This window comes from Streptomyces sp. NPDC006435 (genome assembly GCF_040612315.1).
In the GTDB taxonomy this organism is placed as follows: Bacteria; Actinomycetota; Actinomycetes; order Streptomycetales; family Streptomycetaceae; genus Streptomyces.
Genome location: NZ_JBEXPY010000014.1, coordinates 25,318 through 43,432 on the forward strand (window position 1 = coordinate 25,318; position 18,115 = coordinate 43,432).

Here is an 18,115-nt window from a genome sequence, read left to right on the forward strand (position 1 = left end):
CGCCCAGCCGCCGGGCACGGCGTCGGCCGCTTCCTCAACGACCTGCACACATCTGTGAGTCGGTACGACAACGCACTACGGACAGCCCGCCGAAAACAACCGCTGCCCCGCACGACAGCAGGAACGGGACTGCTGCTGATCCCCTCGGTCTTCACCGGCCGCATTCGGCCGGGACCCGCACGGCCGTGGCGGGCTGCCCGGCCGCCCGGTGGTGCGCGGTCCGGTCCGGTCGCTCCCGGAAGCCCCCGGGAACGCGGAACTGCGTGGTCCGTCGGCTCGTCCCACGTCGCAGGAGCTGCTCGGGAGGGGATTTCTGTTGCTGCGGTTTCACTTCACGTCCGAGGACCTGACCCAGGTGCGCCTGGCCCCTCGGCCCCATCCGCTCTGGGAGACCTACTTCAGCCTCCTGCTGCTGCAGAGCCGCGAGGGGGCCGTGCACTTCGACCCGTGGCGCCGGTCGGTCCGCGCGGCCCTCGCCCGGGCGAACCTGACGGGTGCCGTCCGGACACTGACCGAGCTGTACCCCGTCGACGGCTACACACCGGACTTCCTCGTCGCAGGGGACGAAGCCGTCGAACTGGAGGACGGACTGGACCTGTTGATGTCGACCCCGCGCAGGTCCCTGCGGGAACAGATGGAGCTGGTGGCCCACGTCGGCGGGCGCACTCCCGACTGGTTCCGGCACATCGCCGACGGGGACGCGGTCATGATGAAACGGCTGGGGAACCTGCTGCGCCGCTACCACGACATCGCCGTCGCCCCCTACACCGAACCCGTGCGACGGGCGTTCGCGGTGGAACACGCGCAGCGGGCCGGCACACTCCTGGGCGGGGGCGTGGAGGGGCTGGTCGGCAGCTACCCCGCCCGGCTGATGGAGTGGCGCGACGACGGCACACTGCACGTGCCGTGCTCCCTGGAGGAGCCCTTCGAGTTCGATGTCGGCGGCCGCGCGATGACGCTCCTGCCGTCCTTCTTCAGCATCCACCCGACCGCCGGTGCGGCGGAGGACCGGCCGTTGACGATCAGCTATCCGGTCCACCGCCCGCTGGACTGGCACGTCCCGCCCCGGCAGGACGCCGGGACGCCCGGGACGCACGGCCGCGGAGCCGTGACGCGCCTGATCGGTACGGCGCGGGCCGCCGTGCTCGACGCGCTCGACCGGACCATGAGCACCTCCCAACTGGCCGAGACGCTGCGGCTCTCGCTGCCGACCGCCAGCCGGCACACGACCGCGCTGCGCGAGGCCGGGCTCGTCACCAGCCGGCGCCACGGCCGATCCGTGCTCCACACCCGTACGCCCCTGGGGACCGCCCTGCTGGAGGGCCTTCCCCCCGAGGTCGGTGCGCCACGGGGTTAGGGTGCGGCATGAACCGCCACGACCCCGCATGCCCCCTCGCCCCACAGGTGACCGCCCATGCCTGAACCCCACCCGCTCCTGGCCCACTTCACCGATGCCTCCGACGGCCGGTTCCCGTCGTGCGACGGCGGGGTGACCGTGCTGCCGCCGCTGCCCGGCGGACTGGAATGCTCCGTCGCCTTCACCGGGCACGCGGTCGTCGCCACCGCCCTGCCCGCCGCCGAGGTGCACGCCGGACGACCCGACGGCTTCGGCGCTTCCCTGGCGCCCGACTTCCTCCGCCGCCTCGCAGGACCCGACGGCTGGATCGACACCATCGACGTCACCCTCACCGCACGCGGCACCGGCGGCCCGCCGCGCCTCGCCGAACGGACGGAGGGAACGGACACCCACCCACGTGTCCTCCGCGCCCGCGAACTGCGGAACGACGTCACGGTCCACGGCGACGAACGGGGCATCGTCACCCTGGCCGACGGCCTCGCCGGACGCCGCGAGCTGAGCATCGAGCTCCACGCCCCGGACGACGCCGCCCGGGGACACGGACGCGGCCTCCTCGCCGACGCGCTCTCCCTCGTACCGGACGGCGAACCGGTCTTCGCCGCCGTCGCCCCGGGCAACGCCCGCTCGCTGCGTGCCTTTCTGGCCTGCGGCTTCGTTCCGATCGGCAGTGAAGTGCTCCTGCGACCGGGGCGTCACGGCACCGGGGCGTCCGGGTGCCCGGACGCCGGTCGGGCCTTGACAGAATGAGCCCATGAGTTCGAACGAGGACCGGATCGCGCAGGTCGAGCACCACTTCGGAGTCCGCTTCCCCGAGGACTACCGGCACTTCCTGTCCACGGAGGGAAGCATGAGCCGGTTCGTGCCCCCGGCAAACGACTTCCTGATGATCAATGCCGTCGCGGAGCTCATCGGGATCGACGAAGCCGGCGAGTTCCAGGAACGCTTTCCGGGCAGCCTCGTCATCGGTGGGGACGGAAGCCGCGAAATGCTCACCTACGACTTCCGGCAGGACCCTCCGCCGCTGGTCCTCCTCGACGTCTCCGCCCAGGACTGGTCGTCCGCCGTCCCCCAGGCACCCTCGCTGTCCGACCTGCTCGAACGATTCCCCGAAACCGGCTGGAACTGGGACGACTCCGACCCCGTGTGACGTCATCGGGGGCACCCGCCGCCCGACGTGCCCGCAGGAGGACGGGGTGGTGCCGGCACCACCCCCGCAGAGGGGGGCCAGGCCACCTGACCCGCCGCCGGGCGCGCAGCAGACTCTTCCCGAGCACCGGCACCGGCCCCGGCGCGGGCATCGGTACCGGCCCGGACGCGGAACCGCCGGGCACCGACCACGGACGGGGAAGAGCGATGACCAGTCACACACGCAGGAGGGTTCTCCGGGGCGCGGCACTCGCGGCGGCCGTCGGCGCCGCCGGGGGACACGGCCCGGGCCACTGTGCCACCGGGGCACGGGCCGCCACCCGCGGCACGGCGGGCGGGGGCGCGGGCGGGGAGTCCCTCCCGTTCCTGGAGGGCGCCTTCGCCCCGGTCACCGAGGAACTCACCGAGTTCGGCCTGGAGGTGACCGGCCGGGTACCGCGCGATCTCGACGGCCGCTGTCTGCGCACCGGCCCCAACGCGCTGGGCATCGAGGACCCGCGGGCCCACCACTGGATGCTCGGCGAGGGCATGGTGCACGGGGTGCGGCTGCGCGGCGGACGCGCCGAGTGGTACCGCAACCGGTGGGTGCGCTCCTCGCAGGTGGCACGGAAACTGGGCGAGCCGTACCCGGGCGAGGTCCCGCCGGACGACTTCGCCTGCAACACCCACGTCATCCCGTACAAGGGGCGCATCCTGGCCCTCCAGGAGAGCGGACCGCTGCCGTACGAACTGGACGGCGAGCTGAACACGGTGCGGCCCCACGACTTCCGCTCCACGCTGGAGGGCGCGTTCACCGCGCACACCAAGTACGACGTGGCGGCGGACGAACTGCACGCGGTGACGTACTACCCGACCTGGGACCACGTGCGGCACCTCGTGATCGACCGGACCGGCCGGGTGGCGCGGACCACCGGGATCCCGGTGGCGGGCGCGCCGATGATGCACGACTTCGCCCTCACCGGGAAGCACGTGGTGATCGTCGACCTGCCGATCACCTTCGACATGGCGGCCGCCGGGGCGGGAGCGGCCGTGCCGTACGTCTGGAACCCGGACCACCCGATGCGGGTGGGGGTGATGCCGCGGACCGGCGGTGCCGTCCGCTGGTTCGGGATCGACCCGGTGTACTACTCGCACACGCTCAACGCCTACGACCACGGTGACACCGTCGTCATGGAACTCACCACCATGCCCGCGCCGTTCCACGCCGCGGGCCGGGGCAACGGCGGGCCCTCCGCGACCGGCACACCCGTGCTGGAGCGCTGGAGCATCGACCTGCGGGCGGGCCGGGTCCGCCGCACCTGCCTCGACGACCTGCCGCAGGAGTTCCCCCGCATCGACGATTCCCTGGTGTCGCGGCGGCACCGCTACGCGTACGCGGCCGGAGCGGCGGAGATGTGGCGGGCCTACGGGACCGTCGACGGGGTGCCGCCGGACGGCGGCTTCACCAACTGCCTGGTGAAGCACGACATGGTGTGCGACCGCCGGCAGGTGCACCGTTTCCCGACCGGCGCGGCGGTGGGGGAGCCGGTGTTCGTACCGCGTCGCGGGGCGCGGGACGAGGACGACGGCTACCTCCTGTCCTACGTGCACGACCCCGACCGCGGCGCGAGCGACCTGGTGATCCTGTCCGCGCAGGACTTCACCGGCCGCCCCCTGGCACGCGTCCATCTCCCGGGACGGGTACCGCTCGGCTTCCACGGGAGCTGGGTGCCGGACGCGTGAGGGGTGCGTGAGAGGTGGGTGGGGCGGGGCGGTGAGGGACGCGCGCGGGGGGCGCGTCCCTCACCCGGGACGGCCCCGACGCGCTTCGCGCCGCCCGCCGGAGCATCGGGTCCCGTTTCCCCCGCACAGCAGGTGGGGCTGGCCACAGGGCCGACCGGCCTGCTGCCCGGATGGTCCGTCCGACTCGGCACGACGAGGCTGAACGCACAGGATCCACCGAGCAGAAGGAACCCATCCGTGTTCAGTTCCAAGTCCCCGGGCCGCCGTGCCGTCCGCACCGCCGCCGTCGGCGCCCTCGCCGTCGCGGTCTGCACCACCGTGATGGCCGGCAGCGCCACGGCCATCGTCAACGGGTCGGACTCCAGCGAGCCCTACCCCTTCATGGCGGTCATCCCGGAGTCGGCGCCGTCGCAGGGGCTGATCGACGGGAACTGCGGGGCGTCGTTGATCGACCGGCAGTGGGTGCTGACGGCGGCCCACTGCCTCGCTGTCGAGGGCATCGAACTCGACGGCATCGTGCGCATCGGCTCCGACCACCGCAAGTCCGGCGGCACCGTCCGCAAGATCGACCGGTCCTTCGTCCACCCCGACTACGTCAACGGTGACAACAAGGCCGCCAACAAGAACGACATCGCGCTGATACGCCTGGACCGCCCGGTCGCCCAGAAGCCCATCAGGATCGCCGACGAGCCCGGGCGGCCCGGCACACCCACCCGGCTCCTGGGCTTCGGCACCACCATCGACACCGAGTACGCCTTCCCCGACCGGCTGCAGGAGCTGAACACCCGCAGGGGTGCCGAGTCCGAATGCGCGCCCGGCTACGCGGACCGCACGCGGCTGTGCACGATCACCACCAGGCCGAAGTCCATGGCCTGTTTCGGTGACTCCGGCGGCCCGCAGATCAGGAAGGGCCGGGGCGGCCGCTGGGAGCTGATCGGTGTCACCTCCGGGCCCGGTGCCCCGCAGGTGCCGTGCTCCGAGGGCCCCGGTCTCTACACCAGCGCACCCGCCTACGCGGACTGGATCACCAGGACGATGAAGGCCAACACCCCCGCGTCCGCGCGGCCGGCGCCCTGATCGTCGCCGGTGGCGGCACCGCCGCCGTCATGCACCGCCGCGGGGCCCGCGACGCGGCCTGGCGCGCCGGTGGCGCACTGAGCCGGTGCCGTCCCTGCGCATGATCTGCTGCGGCTCCGGCCCCTCCCGGCCGGCCGGTCCGTGCGCACGGACCGGTTCAGCCACCGCGCCTTCAGCGGCCGGATCGGACGTCACCGCGCATCCGGCCGCCTCGGCCCCCACGCGTCGGACGTTCCGCGTTCCCGGGCGTAGGGCTACTTCTCGCGCAGGCCCTGCACCCGCTCGTTTCATTGGGGCGGCCGCCCCGGCACACCCGGGGCAGACCTTATGAACCGGTGTCTTTCCGGGGGCGGTCGAGCACCAGGTCGGCGGCGTGGGCGAGCACTTGGGCCCGGGTGCGTTCGCCGTGGTCGGCGGCGAGGAAGTGGCCGCCGATCGCCGCGCAGAAGGCGAGCAGGCTGCGGGCCTCGACCTCGTCGGGGTCGGGACAGAAGGTGCCGATCATCTCGCGCAGCAGGGCCATGCGCTGGTTGTCGACGTGTCGCAGGCGCTCGGCGACCGACTCGTCGTGCCGGGCCCAGGCGCGGATCGCCAGGTCGATGGGGAGCAGGCGGTCGTCGGAGAAGGTCAGCATGCCCGCGCGGTGGATCCTGGTCCTCGGGTCGCCGCCCTCGCGCTCGACACGGGCGATCACCTCGTCGGTGCTCTCCCGCTCCCAGGCGTCCAGCATCGCCTCCAGCAGTGCGTCGCGGTCGGCGAAGTGCCCGTAGAAGCCGCCCTTGGTGACACCGAGCCGCTTCGCCAGCACTTCGACGCGCACCGCGTCCGGCCCGGCGGCGGCCAGTACGGCCAGGCCCTCCTCGACCCACCTGTCACGTGGCGTACGCGTCGCGCCCACGATGTGCCTCACCTCACCTCGTCGCCAGGTATACGGCACCGTATATCCAGGCTACCGTTCATATATACGCTACCGTATATGAGAGCGGAGACGTGATGTGTCAGCAGGCTTCGGCGAGCGTGAACACAGGCCCGGCCGCGGAATTCGGGCCGTTCGCCCCGTGCGCGGGCTCCGCCCGGCGGCTCTCGTGAAACCCGACGGCCCGACGGGGCGGGCACACGGGACCGTGGTCGACGCGACCGTCGGGGTGCAGGCCCTTCCCGAGTCCTTCCGCGCCCTCGGTTCGTTGCCGGCCATCGACTACGCCGATCGCTTCACCCTTGCGACGGACGCATCGGCGACACCGGAGCAGTGGGCCAGGGCCATGTTCGGCGACGTCCCCGGATTCGCCCAACAGGTGATCTGGCGGGGCCTGTTGGGGCTTCGGCTCAGCCGCGGTCGCTCGCCGGACACCGTGGCGGGCTGGCGCGTCACCGGACGGGGCGAGGACTGGATCCGGCTGGAGGCCGCATCCTGGTTCCTGTCCGGCAACCTCGTCGTGCGGACGGACGGCGGGATGGTGTCGTTGGGGACCTTCCTGCACTACGACAGGCGCCTGGGCCGCCGGGTGTGGCCCCCGTTGTCCGCCGTCCACCGCCGATTGGTCCCCGGTGTGATCCGCGACGCGGTGACGACGGTCGAGGGGTACACCCGACCCGACGGTGACCGCGGCCGGCCCGGCGGGAGCCGCGCCCGCGCTCCGGAACCCGGGAAGGGGGAAGCCCGGTGAACAGCCGACGAGCCGTTCCCCGCAGCCGCCACGTCGAGCCCGACCCGGCGGACACGGTCGGCACGCTCGGCGGTTGCGACCACATCGACGCCGTGGCCGTCGACGTCCCGCAGGGCACGAGTGCGCGCGACTTCGTCCAGGCGATGCTGGGCACGCCTCCCGCGTCGACGACCCGTCTGCTGAGGCTGCGGGACGCGCTGGTGAAGCCCTTCGGGCTCAAGGGCACCGACCGGAGCGAGGAGACCCGGATCGAGGAGGGCGGCAGGGCGGGGCCGCTCCACCTGTACCGGGTCGGGGAGGACGAGGTCGTCGCGGGCAAGGACGACAAGCACCTCAGCTATCGGTCGACCTTCAAGGTCCGTCCCGGTCCGCACGGTTGGGAGGGCGTCGCCACCACGGTCGTGCGCTACCACAGGTATGCCGGACGGGCCTACTTCGCCGTGATCAAGCCCTTCCACGTCCTCATCCTGTACAGCCTCGCCCGGCACGGCGCGGCGGTGCTGGCCGGTGCGAAAACCACTTCGCGGGAGCCGGAAGCCAAGAGCCGGGAGCCAGGAGCCGGCAGCCGATAGCCGGGGCGGGACGGGTCCTCGGACCGAGGGCCTCACCAAGGATTCGAGCAAGTAGCCCCATATGGAAAATAGGTACGACTACTCACGCTCCGGGCGGCCCCCGCCCCGACGATGAAGATCGACACCGTCGAGACGGGGAGACCGTTCATGCTCAGCCGCATCGCCGACATCCTGGTGCCCGCCGTCGGCCGCCTGTCGGTGACCACCGACCCCGGCGTCGCACTCGCGCCCGGCAGCATCGTCGCCGCGAACCACACGTCCCTGGCCGACCCCGCGGTCGTGGTCGCCGCCCTGCGCCGCCTCGGCGCCGAGCCGGTCATCATGGCGGCCGCGGGGCTGTGGCGCGTACCGGTGCTCGGACGCGCGCTCGCCCGTGAAGGACACATCCCCGTCTTCCGCGGCGACCGGCGCGCCGCGGCGGCGCTGGACACCGCGGCAGAGGCCCTGGAACGGGGGCGTCTGGTCCTCATCTACGCCGAAGGGGGCCTGCCCCGTCGCAAGGACGTCGCGGAAGAGGCGCCCGGCACCTTCCGCAGCGGCCTGGCCCGGCTGGCCGAGCGCACCGGCGCCCCCGTCATACCCGTGGGTCAGGCCGGAGCCCGCCGGATCACCTCGGGCAACCCCGTCAAGCAACTCGCCGGCCTGGCCACGGCGCCCCTGCGCCGACCGGACCTCCATGTGCACGTGGGCACGCCGCTGGAACTCACCGGCACCCGCGCCGCCCGGACGGCGCGGGCCCGTACCGCGGTGACCACCGCGTGGCGAACGGCGGCCGCCCACCTGCGCGAGCCCGCCGCACTCCTGCACACGACACCGGCCGCCTGAGACGGACCCGAATCCCACCCCGCAACGATCGGATTCCCACGCAGGGGAAGCGGGCATCCCGCACCGGGAGGAGAACCCCGCCCCGGACGGGCCCGCGGTCGTCGTGATCGCCCGGACCACCCAGGAACCCATCAAGGCGTCCGTGCCCGAGCCGTACCGGCTCGACGAACCGGGCGTGCAGTCGGGCGCCCGGCGTCCGGCAGCCGATGTCCGGTGCCCGACGCCCGGCAGCCGATGTCCGACGTCCGGTGCCCGACGCCCGGCGCGCCACGCCCGATCGTGTGCCGGGGATATCATCCGGCATTCGTGTGCACGGCGGACAGCGCCTGCAACCGACGGAAGCGGTGGGCGTCGTGGATGACATGTGGACCGGGGAGAAGGTACGCCTGCGGGGTGTCGAGCCGGAGGACTGGGAAGGCTTCCGAGACCTTGCCCGGTACACCGCCGATGTCCGCGGCGCCGACCTGATCGAGCCTCCCCGCTCCGAGGAGGGCTTCCGCGCCTGGACCGCCGAGCGCGCCGGGCGTCCACCGGGCGGGGAAGCGTTCCGGCTGGTCGTCGAGGGGCTGGCCGACCGCGCCTTCGCGGGGTCCGTGACGGTCGGCGAGTTCGACGGCCGGGCGGGAAGATTCAGGACGGGCATCGTGATCACCCGCGAGAACCGTCGCAAGGGTTACGCGTCCGAGGCCACCGAGCTGCTCCTCACCTACATGTTCGCCGAACAACGCTGCAACAAGTGCGAAGTGGAGATCCACGCCTTCAACGACGCTTCCCTCGCCCTTTACCGGGCTCTGGGCTTCGTCGAGGAAGGACGGCTCCGCCAGCACGAGTTCTTCGCAGGCGGCTACCACGACGTGGTGCTGATGGGCATCACCGCCTCCGAGTACTGGACCACCCGCCGTCCCCCCTCGGTGCGGTGACCGCGCCGAGCACCCGCGTCACAGGTCGTCGACCCGGACCAGCCCGTCCTGGATCGCCCGTGCCAGGAGCGCGGCCTTGGTGGGGGCCGCCCTGCCGCTCATCGCGTACTTGACCCGGATGTGTTCGAGGTGGGTGTTGACCGTTCGCGGCGAGATGCCCAGGCGCCGGCCCACGAAGTCCTTGGACTCGGACTGGAACCACTCGATCAGCACCTCGGTCTCGCGCGCCGAGAGCGTCGGCCGGCCGGTGGAGCGGTCACCGGCCAGCGCGCCCGCCAGCGACGGCGGAGTGTACGCACGACCCGAAGCCGCGGCGACGGCGGCTTCGAGGAGGTGCTCGGCCCCCTCGGCCTTCGTCAGATAGCTCAGGGCCCCCAACTCCAGGCAGTGCAGGGCGATTTCGTCGTCCGCCCGCATCGAGTAGACGACGACCTGCCGCCCCGCCTCGGCCAGTCTGCGCAGCTCGCCCATGGCCGGTGTCGGGCCGCCCAGATGCAGGTCGAGGATCACCACGTCGGCGGTGGCACCCTCCCCGGTCCACGCGAACCGGACGTCGTCACCCGACGCCACGACCCGGATCGGAGGGGTGCCGGTGGCCAGCCAGTGGGCGACCCCGGCACGTACGGCGGGGTGGTCGTCGACGATGACCGCGCTCAGCCCTGTCGCTCGTGCCATCTGGCCTCCAGCCGCAGGTACTCACCGTAGACACCGTACTCGACCCCGACCCGGCCGGTGGAGGTGATGACCACGTCGGCACAGGCGTCGGCCACCACCGCGATGCGCACCTCCTCGTCGGTGCGCAGCACGCTCACCCTGGCCCGGCTCCGCGCCGCGGACAACGCCGCGACCACCGGCCCGGCCAGCTCGCGGCGCACCTGCGGGGGTACCGGCACGGCGGCGCCACTGATCGCGAACGACACGTCCACGCCCCGCTGTTCCGCCGCGTCGACGCACGCGGTGACCTCGTGCACCAACGGGTCCGGCACGTCGTCGTTCTCGGCGAACAGCCGCCGCAACTGCGTCGAGGCCAGCGCACACCGCCGCCGGGTCTCCTCGTCGCGCGGATCCAGCTCGCCGTCGGCCAGCCCCGCGAGCAGGGGCAGCGTCGCCCCCAACTGACCGGCGAACACGCTCCGTCGGCCCCGTTCCCACTGCTGCGCCGCCATCATCCGCGCCACCAGTCGGTCCTGTTCCTCGGCGACCGCCGCCGCCTCGCGGCTCTGCCGGTGCAGCACCCGCGTGATCACCACGACCGCCAGCTGGACGTCGACCGCGCCGAACACGGCGGCACCGGCCGCACCCAGCGCGGCGCGGTCCGGCACGCCCGCCGCCAGGAACAGCCCCGTGCTCGTCACCAGATGCGCGGCCAGGACCGTGACCAGTACCCGGGGCCGGTCCAGCAACAGCAGCAACAGGTGCCACCCCACCAGTCCGAACGACCAGTCGGACGCCTGGAAACGCCGCTCCGAACCGATCGCGGCCGCGGCGCAGAACGACGCCGCGAGCACCACCGCCGTTCCGGCCACCACGAGGGCGACGGGCAACGGCCTGCGGCGCAGCACCCATCCGCAGCAGACCGCGGTGACACAGGCCAGGGCGACGAAGGCGGCCACGGCGAGCCAGTGGTGCCGGTACTCCTGCGCGAGCAGGGGGCGCAGGCTCAGGCCGAACTGCAGAACGCCGGTGGCGCAGACCAGGATGATCCGCATCGTCGCGTGCACATGGTCACCTGCCGCGTCTCTCCCGCCCGCCGCGCCCTGCCCACCCACCGCGTGTTTCTCACCCACCGCGTGTTTCCCGTTCACAGTGTGCTTCTCATCCACCGGGCCACACCAACCTCACGGTGGCCCCCGCACCGGGGCACGAGGTGACCGTGGCGCTGCCGCCGACGGCGGCCATGCGCTCGACCACCGAGCTCCGGATCCCGCGACGGGAGCCCGCCACCTCGTCCGGACGGAACCCCACCCCGCGATCGGCCACCACGACGACGACCCCCTCGCCCTCGCCGCGCGCGCTCAGCGAGGCGGTGTCCACCCAGGCATGCCGTTCGACGTTCACCAACGCCTCGCGCACCGCACGCACGAAGGCGAGCGCCACCGAGGCCGGAACCAGCGGGATGCTCTCCGCGCGGACGTCGACGGCCAGTCGGCCGCGGCCGACGACGGCGCGCAGCGAGGCCGCCAGGTCCACGGCCCCGTCCTGGGCGGTCGCTCCCCCCGAGGCGCCGGTGAGCACCGCGAGGTCGTGCCGGGCGTACTCGGCGACCCGTTCCGGGTCCGTCTCCTCGGCCTGCGTCGTCACCAGGAGGAAGGTCGACGCCGCCGTGTCGTGCAGCAGCGCGAGGTACTCGCGTTCCTGCCGGCGCCGCGCCAGTGCGGCCGCCTCCGCGCGCACCAGCGCCGACCGGCGCTCCCGCAACTCGTCCACCCGCCTGCCCGATCGGCGGAGCAGCACGAAACCCAGCCGTGCCAGCAGGCACTCGAACACCAGGCGCGGCAGCAGAGTGCCGACGGCACCGGTCCCCGCCGCGGCCAGGTCGACGGCGAACAGCCCGGCCGTGACGGGCACGGTGACCGTCGGGGACCACTCCCACTGGAGTGTGATCGCCGTTGTGGTCAGCACGTTCAGCGCCCACGGGTTCAGCGGTCCGCCGGTCCACTCCTGGGTCGCGCAGACCGCCACCACCCGCAGTACGGCGAACACCAGCGACAACGCCGCACCCCGCCCCGTGAACCCCGCCCAGCAGTCCACCCCGGCGCCCGCGAGCACCAGCCCGAGCAGGGCGAATCCCAACGGCAGGGACTCGTCGGGCACCGCGAGAAGACCGAAGACACTGATGACGGCCACCGCGACCCCGCGCACGGGAGGGGCCAACTGGTGGGCGGACGACAGGAACCGTGTCTCGACACCGCGGGATGACGGTCCGGTCATCGGATCACCGTCCTCCCGGGTCGAGCCGGTCACCTCGCCCGCCGGGCACGGATCCCGGCGACGCGGGACTATACCGAAGCCGTACGACGACTCCTCACGCCGGATGCACGAAGCGCCGGACACGTGGAACGTCGGGCGCACGAAACGGTGGACACGCGAAACGGCGGACATGTCGCATCCCGTACGTCGGTCGAACGTCCGATGCCGAACGGGCCGCCCGTTGCTATCTTTCGGCGCGCAATGCTCCTCGGCGCGGGAGCCGGGTCGACAGCGGGAGTCGGGTTGATATCAGCAACGGGAATCAGTCGTGCATGGATCGCGGTCGTCACGGTATGCGCGGCCCTGGTGGTCTCGCTCGGCCTCGTGAGTCCGGTCGCCGCCGCTCCGGCCTGGCCCGTCCTCGCCAACGGCACGACCGGGGCCAACGTGGCCACCGCCCAGTACCTGCTGCGCGGTCACGGCTACGACATCTCGGTCGACAGCGACTTCGGCCCGGCGACCGAGAACACGGTGGTCGCCTTCCAGGAGTCCAAGGGATACGCCGCGGACGGTGTCATCGGCGCGGAGACCTGGCCGGGCCTGGTCGTCACGGTCCGCGAGGGCCAGAGCGGCGACGCGGTCGCGGCGGCGCAGACCGCCTTGAACAAGTACGGCTACGGACTGGCCGTGGACGGGCGGTTCGGCCCGGCCACCGCATCCGCGGTCACCTCCTTCCAGAGCGGCAAGGGGCTGTCCGTGGACGGCGTCGTCGGCCCCGAGACCTGGCGGACCCTCGTCGGCCTGGGCGGCGGCGGTGGCGACGGCGGCTGCACGGTGCCGGACGAACCCGACCCCGAGGTGCTCCGGATCGTCTACCGGACCGGCGTCGAACTCGGCGTCAGCGACAGGGTGATGCTCGCCGGGTTCGAGGCGGGCGTGGTCGAGTCGAACATGAACAACCTGGACTGCGGCGACCGGGACTCGCTCGGGGTGTTCCAGCAGCGCCCGTCGCAGGGCTGGGGCACACCGGAACAGATCATGGACGTGTCGTACGCGTCGAACGCGTTCTTCACCCCCGCCATCCGGGTGGCGGCGAACAATCCGGACCTGTCCGCGGGCGAGGTGGCGCAGGCCGTGCAGGTCTCGGCCTACCCGGACCGCTACGACGCCGTGGAAGGCACCGCCCGCGCGCTCATCGAACGTGCCAAGGAACTCTTCGGCCGGTCGTAGGCGGCACGGGGCGGTACCGGAACGGCGGTCGTGGGCGGTAGGGGACGGCCCCGGAACAGCACGAGGACGACACCGGAACGGTACGCGACGGCCCCGGAACGGCACGGGGACGGCACCGGAACGACATGGGAGCTGCGACATGACAGGATTCCGGTACCGATCCCCGGGCGTCACGACCGGGGGCGGCCACGCGGCGCGCCCCCACGGCCCGGGGCCGGGTGGTGAACGGTCAGGCAGGCGTCGCCACGGCGACGGCCGGCCGCGGTACGGACCCGGTGCCGTCCCAGGACGGCACCGACCGCCCGTCGAACCCCTCGGGCCGGGTGATGGGATGGTCGAGGAGGACATCCTCGACGACGGCGAACGCGGCCACGAGCGTCTCGGCGTGCGGCACGAGGGTCTCGACGACGCCCTCGGAAGCGTCCTGCAACTCCCTCACCTGCGCGCCGGTCAGGTGCCCGTCGGCGAGCAGATCGCCACTGTGCGCCGTGACCTGGCGCAACGCGAACAGCCGGTACAACAGCGCCAGTTGCTGTCGAGCCTCGTCGTCGGTGGCTTCCGCCGCCGCGTCCAGGAGGGCCTGGCCCGCCTGGCGCACCGCATGGGCGTCGACCAGCTTCAGGGCCGAGTTGACGGTGTTGTTCCAGCGGTTGAGCGGATCTCCCGGCGGGCTGCTGCGCAGGCGCCTGCGCGCCCGCTGGTGCCAGATGCGTTCGACGTCGCCCAGCAGGTCCTGCAGGAACGCGGTGTCGGCGAGGTCCCGGGTCGCGGGGTCCCGGTCACAGGGCTGCTTCGGGGTGAAGTGCCCCAGGAGCATCTCGCCGGCCGCCTTCACCCAGATCACCAGGTTGTCGCCCTCCGCGGTGATCGTCCCCTCGTTGGCGGCGAGTTGACCGGCGATGCCGTTGGCGAGGAAGAGCCCCTGGGCGCCGCAGCGTTCCCGGCACTCGGTCATGACCCCTCGCGCCTGCCAGGTGATCCAGCCCTTCGCTATCGCCGTGAACCGCTCGCTGTCCTCCCGCTCCGAATCCTGTCCGTGTTCCGCCGCCTCGACCCAGCGCCGGACCGCGGCCCGGTGCAGCAGTGTCGCCGCGTAGGTGGTGGCGACGGATTCGAGGAGCGGGGTGTGATGGCTCCGGTGGGCGAACAGCGGAACACTGCCGCCGGACGTCACCCCGGCCGTCCGCCGGTTGAAGGCGTGCCGGACCGCCACGGCGACCGCGTGCCGGGTGACCCCGAGGCTGTAGCCGCTCATGCACAGCTTGCCGACCGTCACGCGGCCGATGGACTTCAGGAAGCGCCTGCGGGGGCTGCCGATCGAGCTGGCGAAGGCGCCCTCCGGAGTGAGGTGCCCGTACTCCGACTCCAGGAGCGCCTCGCGCGGCAGCCGCACGTGGTCGAACGACGTGATGCAGTGGTCGACCGGCGCCGTGGCCGTCTGCGGCAGTCTGCGTATCTCCACGCCGGGCAGCGCGATCCCGTTCTCGTCGCTGAGCGGGGTCAGGAACAGGAAGACGCCCCGGTCCCTGCCGTCGACGATCAGCCGGGCGGCGACCACGGCGGACTTGGCACCGCCCGTGGAGCTGGTGTTGGGCATGAACTTGCGTGCGTCCGCGTGGGGAGTGTGCAGTACGAACTCACCGGCGGCGTGGTCGTACGTGGCGGTGGTCTCCAGCTGTGAGGCGCTGTTGCCGTGTCCGGCCTCCGTGCACAGGAACGTTCCCGTCCGCCGCAGTTCGGCGAACTCCCGCAGGTCGTGGTCCGGTTGACCGGAGGAGTGGTCGAAGAAGCTTCCGAGGAACAGGTTGTAGTGGATGCTCGCCACTGTCCCCAGCCCCGGATCCACGGGGCCCACCCACTCATGAAGCGCCGTCAGCCGCTGCACGTCACCGGCGAAGTCGACGGGATCGTCGAGGGCGGCATTGACTAACCCCAGCCGCTCGTACGACAGAGCGGAACGCTCCTCGGGCGACAGCCCTTCCCGGAAGCGGAACGGCTCCGTGCCGAACAGTTTGCGCCACGGCTCGTGATGCCGATCCAGTTGTTCGCCGAACAGCGCCCGGGTGAGTGCTGCCGTCGTCGTGATGGCCCGGCCGGAAGGAGGGCAGGAGATGATCATGGTTGGGAACGGTAGTCCATGGGATTGGCCGGTCCGGAGTGATGATCAACACGATTGAGAGTGCTCCGATCACGGTACGTGCTCACTTCTGCGCGCCCGTAACCCTGCTTCGGACGATCTTTTTTGGATCAGGTGTCACCGGCCGGGTGCCACCCCGTGCGGCAGGAAGCGGAGGAGGGAGACCCGTACCGGTCGACCGGTCTTTCGGAATCCGGGAACGGCCCGGACCGGACGGACGGCGAACGGTGAACGACTGTCGGAAAGGCCCCGTCCCGCGGTCGTCGCGGTGGCGGGACCGTGCGTACGGAGCCTGCGCGACCACGGCCCCGGCGCGGCCTGACAGCTTCCGGCCACACCATTTCTTGACTGGACATTGACAGCGATTTGGTCGACTCGCGAGGCTGCGTCCCTGACCATGCCGCCCGTTCGAATAGAGGCCCCCCACATGACATCGCGTTCATCCCTGTTGCTCGCGTCGGCCCTGGCCGGCGTCAGCTTGCTGTTCACCGTTCCCGCGTCCGCGTCCGCGAGCCCCGTGCCCGCCTCGGTCTCCGCCGGTGTCGCAACCGCCAACTCCTGCTTCAGCTGGGGCAGGTCCCTCAGCGAGGGGACGTCCGGCGAGGACGTACGACAGCTCCAGATCCGGGTCGCCGGTTACCCCGGATTCGGCGGAGAACTGGCCATCGACGGCGAGTTCGGCCCGGCCACGAGAGCCGCGGTGCAGCGCTTCCAGGCGGCGTACGGCCTGGAGGCCGACGGCATCGCGGGCCCGCTCACCTTCGGCAAGATCTACGAACTCCAGAAGGGCGACTGCTCCCCGGCCAACTTCGACTGGTCGGAACTCAACCAGTGCGGCACCGACTGGTCGGGCGGCCAGGTCGACGCCGCCACCGTCCAGGCCAACGTCCTGGTCACCATGTGGAAGCTCCAGGCCCTGCGGCACGCGATGGGCGACCGGCCCATCGGCATCAACGACGGCTTCCGGGACCACGCCTGCAACGACGCCGTCGGCGGCGCCTCCGACAGCCTCCACATGTACGGCCTCGCCGCCGACATGAGCGCCGGCTCCCAGGGCTTCTGCGCCCTGGCCTTCGAGGCCCGCGAACACGGCTTCACCCAGATCCTGGGCCCCGGCTACCCGGGCCACGACGACCACGTCCACGTCGCGGGCGGCACCGGCCGGTACTGGTCCGCACCCAGCTGCGGCCTCTGACCCCACACCCCCACACCCCATCCCACGTCACGCGGATACCGAAAACCCCACCGCGCGACGGAAACACAACGGGCGGGCCTGGCCGGGCCGTACGCCGGGAAAGCCACCGCGGCACCCCGGCACCCCGGCCGCATCCCCTCCCGCGCCCGCCACGGCAGGCCCGCCCGCACAGAAAGGGACACCACCCATGCTTTCCAGAACATCCGTGAGGACCGCCCTCGCAGCCCTCGCCGTCACCGGGCTGCTCGTCGCCGCCCCCTCGGCGACGGCGACCACCCGGGATTCGGCCACGACGCCGACCGCGACCCGGGCGAGCACCGCCCAGTCGCCGTCCGCCGGGGTCACCGTGAAGATGCCGTCCGCGGTCGCCGACCGCCTCGGCACCGACCGCCGGGCACTGGTGGACACCATCTCCGCCGACGTCCTCTCCCGGGCCCACGACGCCAAGGGCCTCACCCCGAAGGCCGCCGTCGACAAGCTCGCCGACGAGGGCCGCAAGGTGGTCGTCGACGTCCGCACCGTCTCGCGCGACTGGGCCCGGGGCGTCGCCTACGTCGAGGCGCCGCGCACACAGCACGGCGAGCCGGAGGGCTGGCTCTACATCGCCCACCGCGTGAACGGACAGTGGGTCTCCGGCCTCGAGGGCGACCGCGAATTCGCCGACCACGTGGCGAAGTCCCCCCTGGTCGGCAAGGCGGAACGGCAGACCATGACGGCGTACGCGCAGCGCAAGGCGACGCCGCAGGAGCAGACGTCGCCGTCGGTGGGGGCCCTGGCCAACACCAACGGGCTGCTGCTGCCCTGGATGCCCGACTACTACATGACCCTGACCGGTGGCGCCCACTCCCACACCGGCTCGACCGGTTACTGGAGCAGCCTCGACTTCGCCGGTGGCAACGCCAGCGGCCGGGTCCGTTCGTCCCGGGAGGGAACGGCGACCTCGATGTGCGGCGCCGGCGGCGGCTGGACCAGGGTGATCCACCCGGGCGGCTTCTCGACGGACTACTACCACATGTGGAACACGACCTACTACAACGGGACGTCGATCGCCCGCAGCGCCCTGCTCGGCAACATCGGCACCGACACCTGCGCCGGCGGTTCCGCGACCGGAGCCCACGTGCACTGGAGCCTGCGCACGTACGACGCCAACTACAACGGCCAGTACACCTGGCTGAACGGCCGCACCATCGGCGGCTGGGCCTGGTGGAACGGCTCCAGCCAGTACACCGGCTGCGCCACCCGCCTCGGCGTCACCGCCTGCCCCGGCACGGCGATCTACAACCGCACCAGCTGATCCCGCCCCGCGCCTTCGTACCCGGTCCTCCCCCCACCGGGTGCGAAGGCGCACGGTCACCGC

General features: G+C 72.2%; 17 protein-coding genes and 1 pseudogene. 13 read left to right on the forward strand and 5 right to left on the reverse strand.

What is annotated here, in order from left to right; translation table 11 throughout:
- The first annotated feature begins 316 nt into the window (after positions 1 to 316).
- From ABZZ04_RS16345 to ABZZ04_RS16365, 5 genes are all read left to right on the forward strand, one after another.
- A complete protein-coding gene (locus ABZZ04_RS16345; RefSeq protein WP_356932877.1) occupies positions 317 to 1,357 on the forward strand; it encodes a helix-turn-helix domain-containing protein in 1,041 nt (346 codons plus the stop codon).
- Between the two features lie 57 nt (positions 1,358 to 1,414).
- The gene (locus tag ABZZ04_RS16350) at positions 1,415 to 2,104 is read left to right on the forward strand and encodes a hypothetical protein (protein WP_356932878.1); all 690 of its coding nucleotides are present in this window, start codon (positions 1,415 to 1,417) and stop codon (positions 2,102 to 2,104) included.
- 4 nt (positions 2,105 to 2,108) lie between these two features.
- Positions 2,109 to 2,504, forward strand: coding sequence for an SMI1/KNR4 family protein (locus tag ABZZ04_RS16355; RefSeq protein WP_356932879.1), 396 nt, complete (start codon positions 2,109 to 2,111; stop codon positions 2,502 to 2,504).
- Positions 2,505 to 2,710: 206 nt separating this feature from the next.
- Positions 2,711 to 4,225: a carotenoid oxygenase family protein gene (locus ABZZ04_RS16360; protein WP_356932880.1), complete on the forward strand. Its 1,515-nt coding sequence runs from the start codon at positions 2,711 to 2,713 to the stop codon at positions 4,223 to 4,225.
- Positions 4,226 to 4,462: 237 nt separating this feature from the next.
- Positions 4,463 to 5,302 (forward strand): serine protease, encoded by an 840-nt coding sequence (locus tag ABZZ04_RS16365; RefSeq protein ID WP_356932881.1) that lies wholly within the window; start codon positions 4,463 to 4,465, stop codon positions 5,300 to 5,302.
- 325 nt (positions 5,303 to 5,627) lie between these two features.
- On the opposite strand, the gene ABZZ04_RS16370 is transcribed toward ABZZ04_RS16365, so the two are convergent.
- Positions 5,628 to 6,200: a TetR/AcrR family transcriptional regulator gene (locus tag ABZZ04_RS16370; RefSeq protein ID WP_356932882.1), complete on the reverse strand. Its 573-nt coding sequence runs from the start codon at positions 6,198 to 6,200 to the stop codon at positions 5,628 to 5,630.
- A 226-nt stretch (positions 6,201 to 6,426) separates the two neighbouring features.
- On the opposite strand from ABZZ04_RS16370, the gene ABZZ04_RS16375 reads away from it, so the two are divergent.
- From ABZZ04_RS16375 to ABZZ04_RS16395, 5 genes and pseudogenes are all read left to right on the forward strand, one after another.
- Positions 6,427 to 6,969, forward strand: a complete 543-nt coding sequence (locus ABZZ04_RS16375; RefSeq protein WP_356932883.1) for a hypothetical protein — start codon at positions 6,427 to 6,429, stop codon at positions 6,967 to 6,969.
- Positions 6,966 to 7,541 carry a DUF2867 domain-containing protein gene (locus tag ABZZ04_RS16380; protein WP_356932884.1) on the forward strand — a complete coding sequence of 192 codons (576 nt, stop codon included), beginning with the start codon at positions 6,966 to 6,968 and terminating at the stop codon, positions 7,539 to 7,541. Before ABZZ04_RS16375 ends, ABZZ04_RS16380 begins: the two co-directional genes overlap by 4 nt.
- A gap of 147 nt (positions 7,542 to 7,688) precedes the next feature.
- Positions 7,689 to 8,366 (forward strand): lysophospholipid acyltransferase family protein, encoded by a 678-nt coding sequence (locus ABZZ04_RS16385; RefSeq protein ID WP_356932885.1) that lies wholly within the window; start codon positions 7,689 to 7,691, stop codon positions 8,364 to 8,366.
- A 55-nt stretch (positions 8,367 to 8,421) separates the two neighbouring features.
- A pseudogene (locus tag ABZZ04_RS16390) lies at positions 8,422 to 8,532 on the forward strand (cupin); the annotation flags it as partial.
- Between the two features lie 187 nt (positions 8,533 to 8,719).
- The gene (locus ABZZ04_RS16395) at positions 8,720 to 9,286 is read left to right on the forward strand and encodes a GNAT family protein (protein WP_356932886.1); all 567 of its coding nucleotides are present in this window, start codon (positions 8,720 to 8,722) and stop codon (positions 9,284 to 9,286) included.
- Between the two features lie 18 nt (positions 9,287 to 9,304).
- Here the strand turns inward: ABZZ04_RS16395 and ABZZ04_RS16400 are convergent, their stop codons facing one another.
- From ABZZ04_RS16400 to ABZZ04_RS16410, 3 genes are all read right to left on the reverse strand, one after another.
- On the reverse strand, positions 9,305 to 9,961 hold the full coding sequence (locus tag ABZZ04_RS16400) for a response regulator transcription factor (protein WP_356932887.1): 657 nt from the start codon (positions 9,959 to 9,961) through the stop codon (positions 9,305 to 9,307).
- Positions 9,940 to 11,007 carry a hypothetical protein gene (locus tag ABZZ04_RS16405; RefSeq protein ID WP_356932888.1) on the reverse strand — a complete coding sequence of 356 codons (1,068 nt, stop codon included), beginning with the start codon at positions 11,005 to 11,007 and terminating at the stop codon, positions 9,940 to 9,942. The genes ABZZ04_RS16400 and ABZZ04_RS16405 overlap by 22 nt, the downstream gene beginning before the upstream one ends.
- Before the next feature lie 94 nt (positions 11,008 to 11,101).
- Complete coding sequence (locus ABZZ04_RS16410) at positions 11,102 to 12,217, reverse strand: ATP-binding protein (protein WP_356932889.1); 1,116 nt, start codon at positions 12,215 to 12,217, stop codon at positions 11,102 to 11,104.
- A gap of 315 nt (positions 12,218 to 12,532) precedes the next feature.
- On the opposite strand from ABZZ04_RS16410, the gene ABZZ04_RS16415 reads away from it, so the two are divergent.
- Positions 12,533 to 13,426, forward strand: coding sequence for a peptidoglycan-binding protein (locus ABZZ04_RS16415; protein ID WP_356932977.1), 894 nt, complete (start codon positions 12,533 to 12,535; stop codon positions 13,424 to 13,426).
- Between the two features lie 229 nt (positions 13,427 to 13,655).
- Here the strand turns inward: ABZZ04_RS16415 and ABZZ04_RS16420 are convergent, their stop codons facing one another.
- On the reverse strand, positions 13,656 to 15,545 hold the full coding sequence (locus tag ABZZ04_RS16420) for an acyl-CoA dehydrogenase (RefSeq protein ID WP_356932890.1): 1,890 nt from the start codon (positions 15,543 to 15,545) through the stop codon (positions 13,656 to 13,658).
- Positions 15,546 to 15,990: 445 nt separating this feature from the next.
- On the opposite strand from ABZZ04_RS16420, the gene ABZZ04_RS16425 reads away from it, so the two are divergent.
- On the forward strand, positions 15,991 to 16,758 hold the full coding sequence (locus ABZZ04_RS16425; protein WP_356932891.1) for a D-Ala-D-Ala carboxypeptidase family metallohydrolase: 768 nt from the start codon (positions 15,991 to 15,993) through the stop codon (positions 16,756 to 16,758).
- A 187-nt stretch (positions 16,759 to 16,945) separates the two neighbouring features.
- Positions 16,946 to 18,052: a M23 family metallopeptidase gene (locus ABZZ04_RS16430; protein WP_356932892.1), complete on the forward strand. Its 1,107-nt coding sequence runs from the start codon at positions 16,946 to 16,948 to the stop codon at positions 18,050 to 18,052.
- Positions 18,053 to 18,115: the final 63 nt, after the last annotated feature.

What these genes read in the sequence shown, in the direction of transcription:
- ABZZ04_RS16355 (WP_356932879.1), top strand. Translation starts at nt 2,109, where the DNA reads ATGAGTTCGAACGAGGACCGGATCGCGCAGGTCGAGCACCACTTCGGA.
- ABZZ04_RS16430 (WP_356932892.1), top strand. Translation starts at nt 16,946, where the DNA reads ATGCTTTCCAGAACATCCGTGAGGACCGCCCTCGCAGCCCTCGCCGTC.
- ABZZ04_RS16360 (WP_356932880.1), top strand. Translation starts at nt 2,711, where the DNA reads ATGACCAGTCACACACGCAGGAGGGTTCTCCGGGGCGCGGCACTCGCG.
- ABZZ04_RS16385 (WP_356932885.1), top strand. Translation starts at nt 7,689, where the DNA reads ATGCTCAGCCGCATCGCCGACATCCTGGTGCCCGCCGTCGGCCGCCTG.
- ABZZ04_RS16410 (WP_356932889.1), bottom strand. Translation starts at nt 12,217, where the DNA reads ATGACCGGACCGTCATCCCGCGGTGTCGAGACACGGTTCCTGTCGTCC.
- ABZZ04_RS16420 (WP_356932890.1), bottom strand. Translation starts at nt 15,545, where the DNA reads ATGATCATCTCCTGCCCTCCTTCCGGCCGGGCCATCACGACGACGGCA.
- ABZZ04_RS16425 (WP_356932891.1), top strand. Translation starts at nt 15,991, where the DNA reads ATGACATCGCGTTCATCCCTGTTGCTCGCGTCGGCCCTGGCCGGCGTC.
- ABZZ04_RS16400 (WP_356932887.1), bottom strand. Translation starts at nt 9,961, where the DNA reads ATGGCACGAGCGACAGGGCTGAGCGCGGTCATCGTCGACGACCACCCC.
- ABZZ04_RS16350 (WP_356932878.1), top strand. Translation starts at nt 1,415, where the DNA reads ATGCCTGAACCCCACCCGCTCCTGGCCCACTTCACCGATGCCTCCGAC.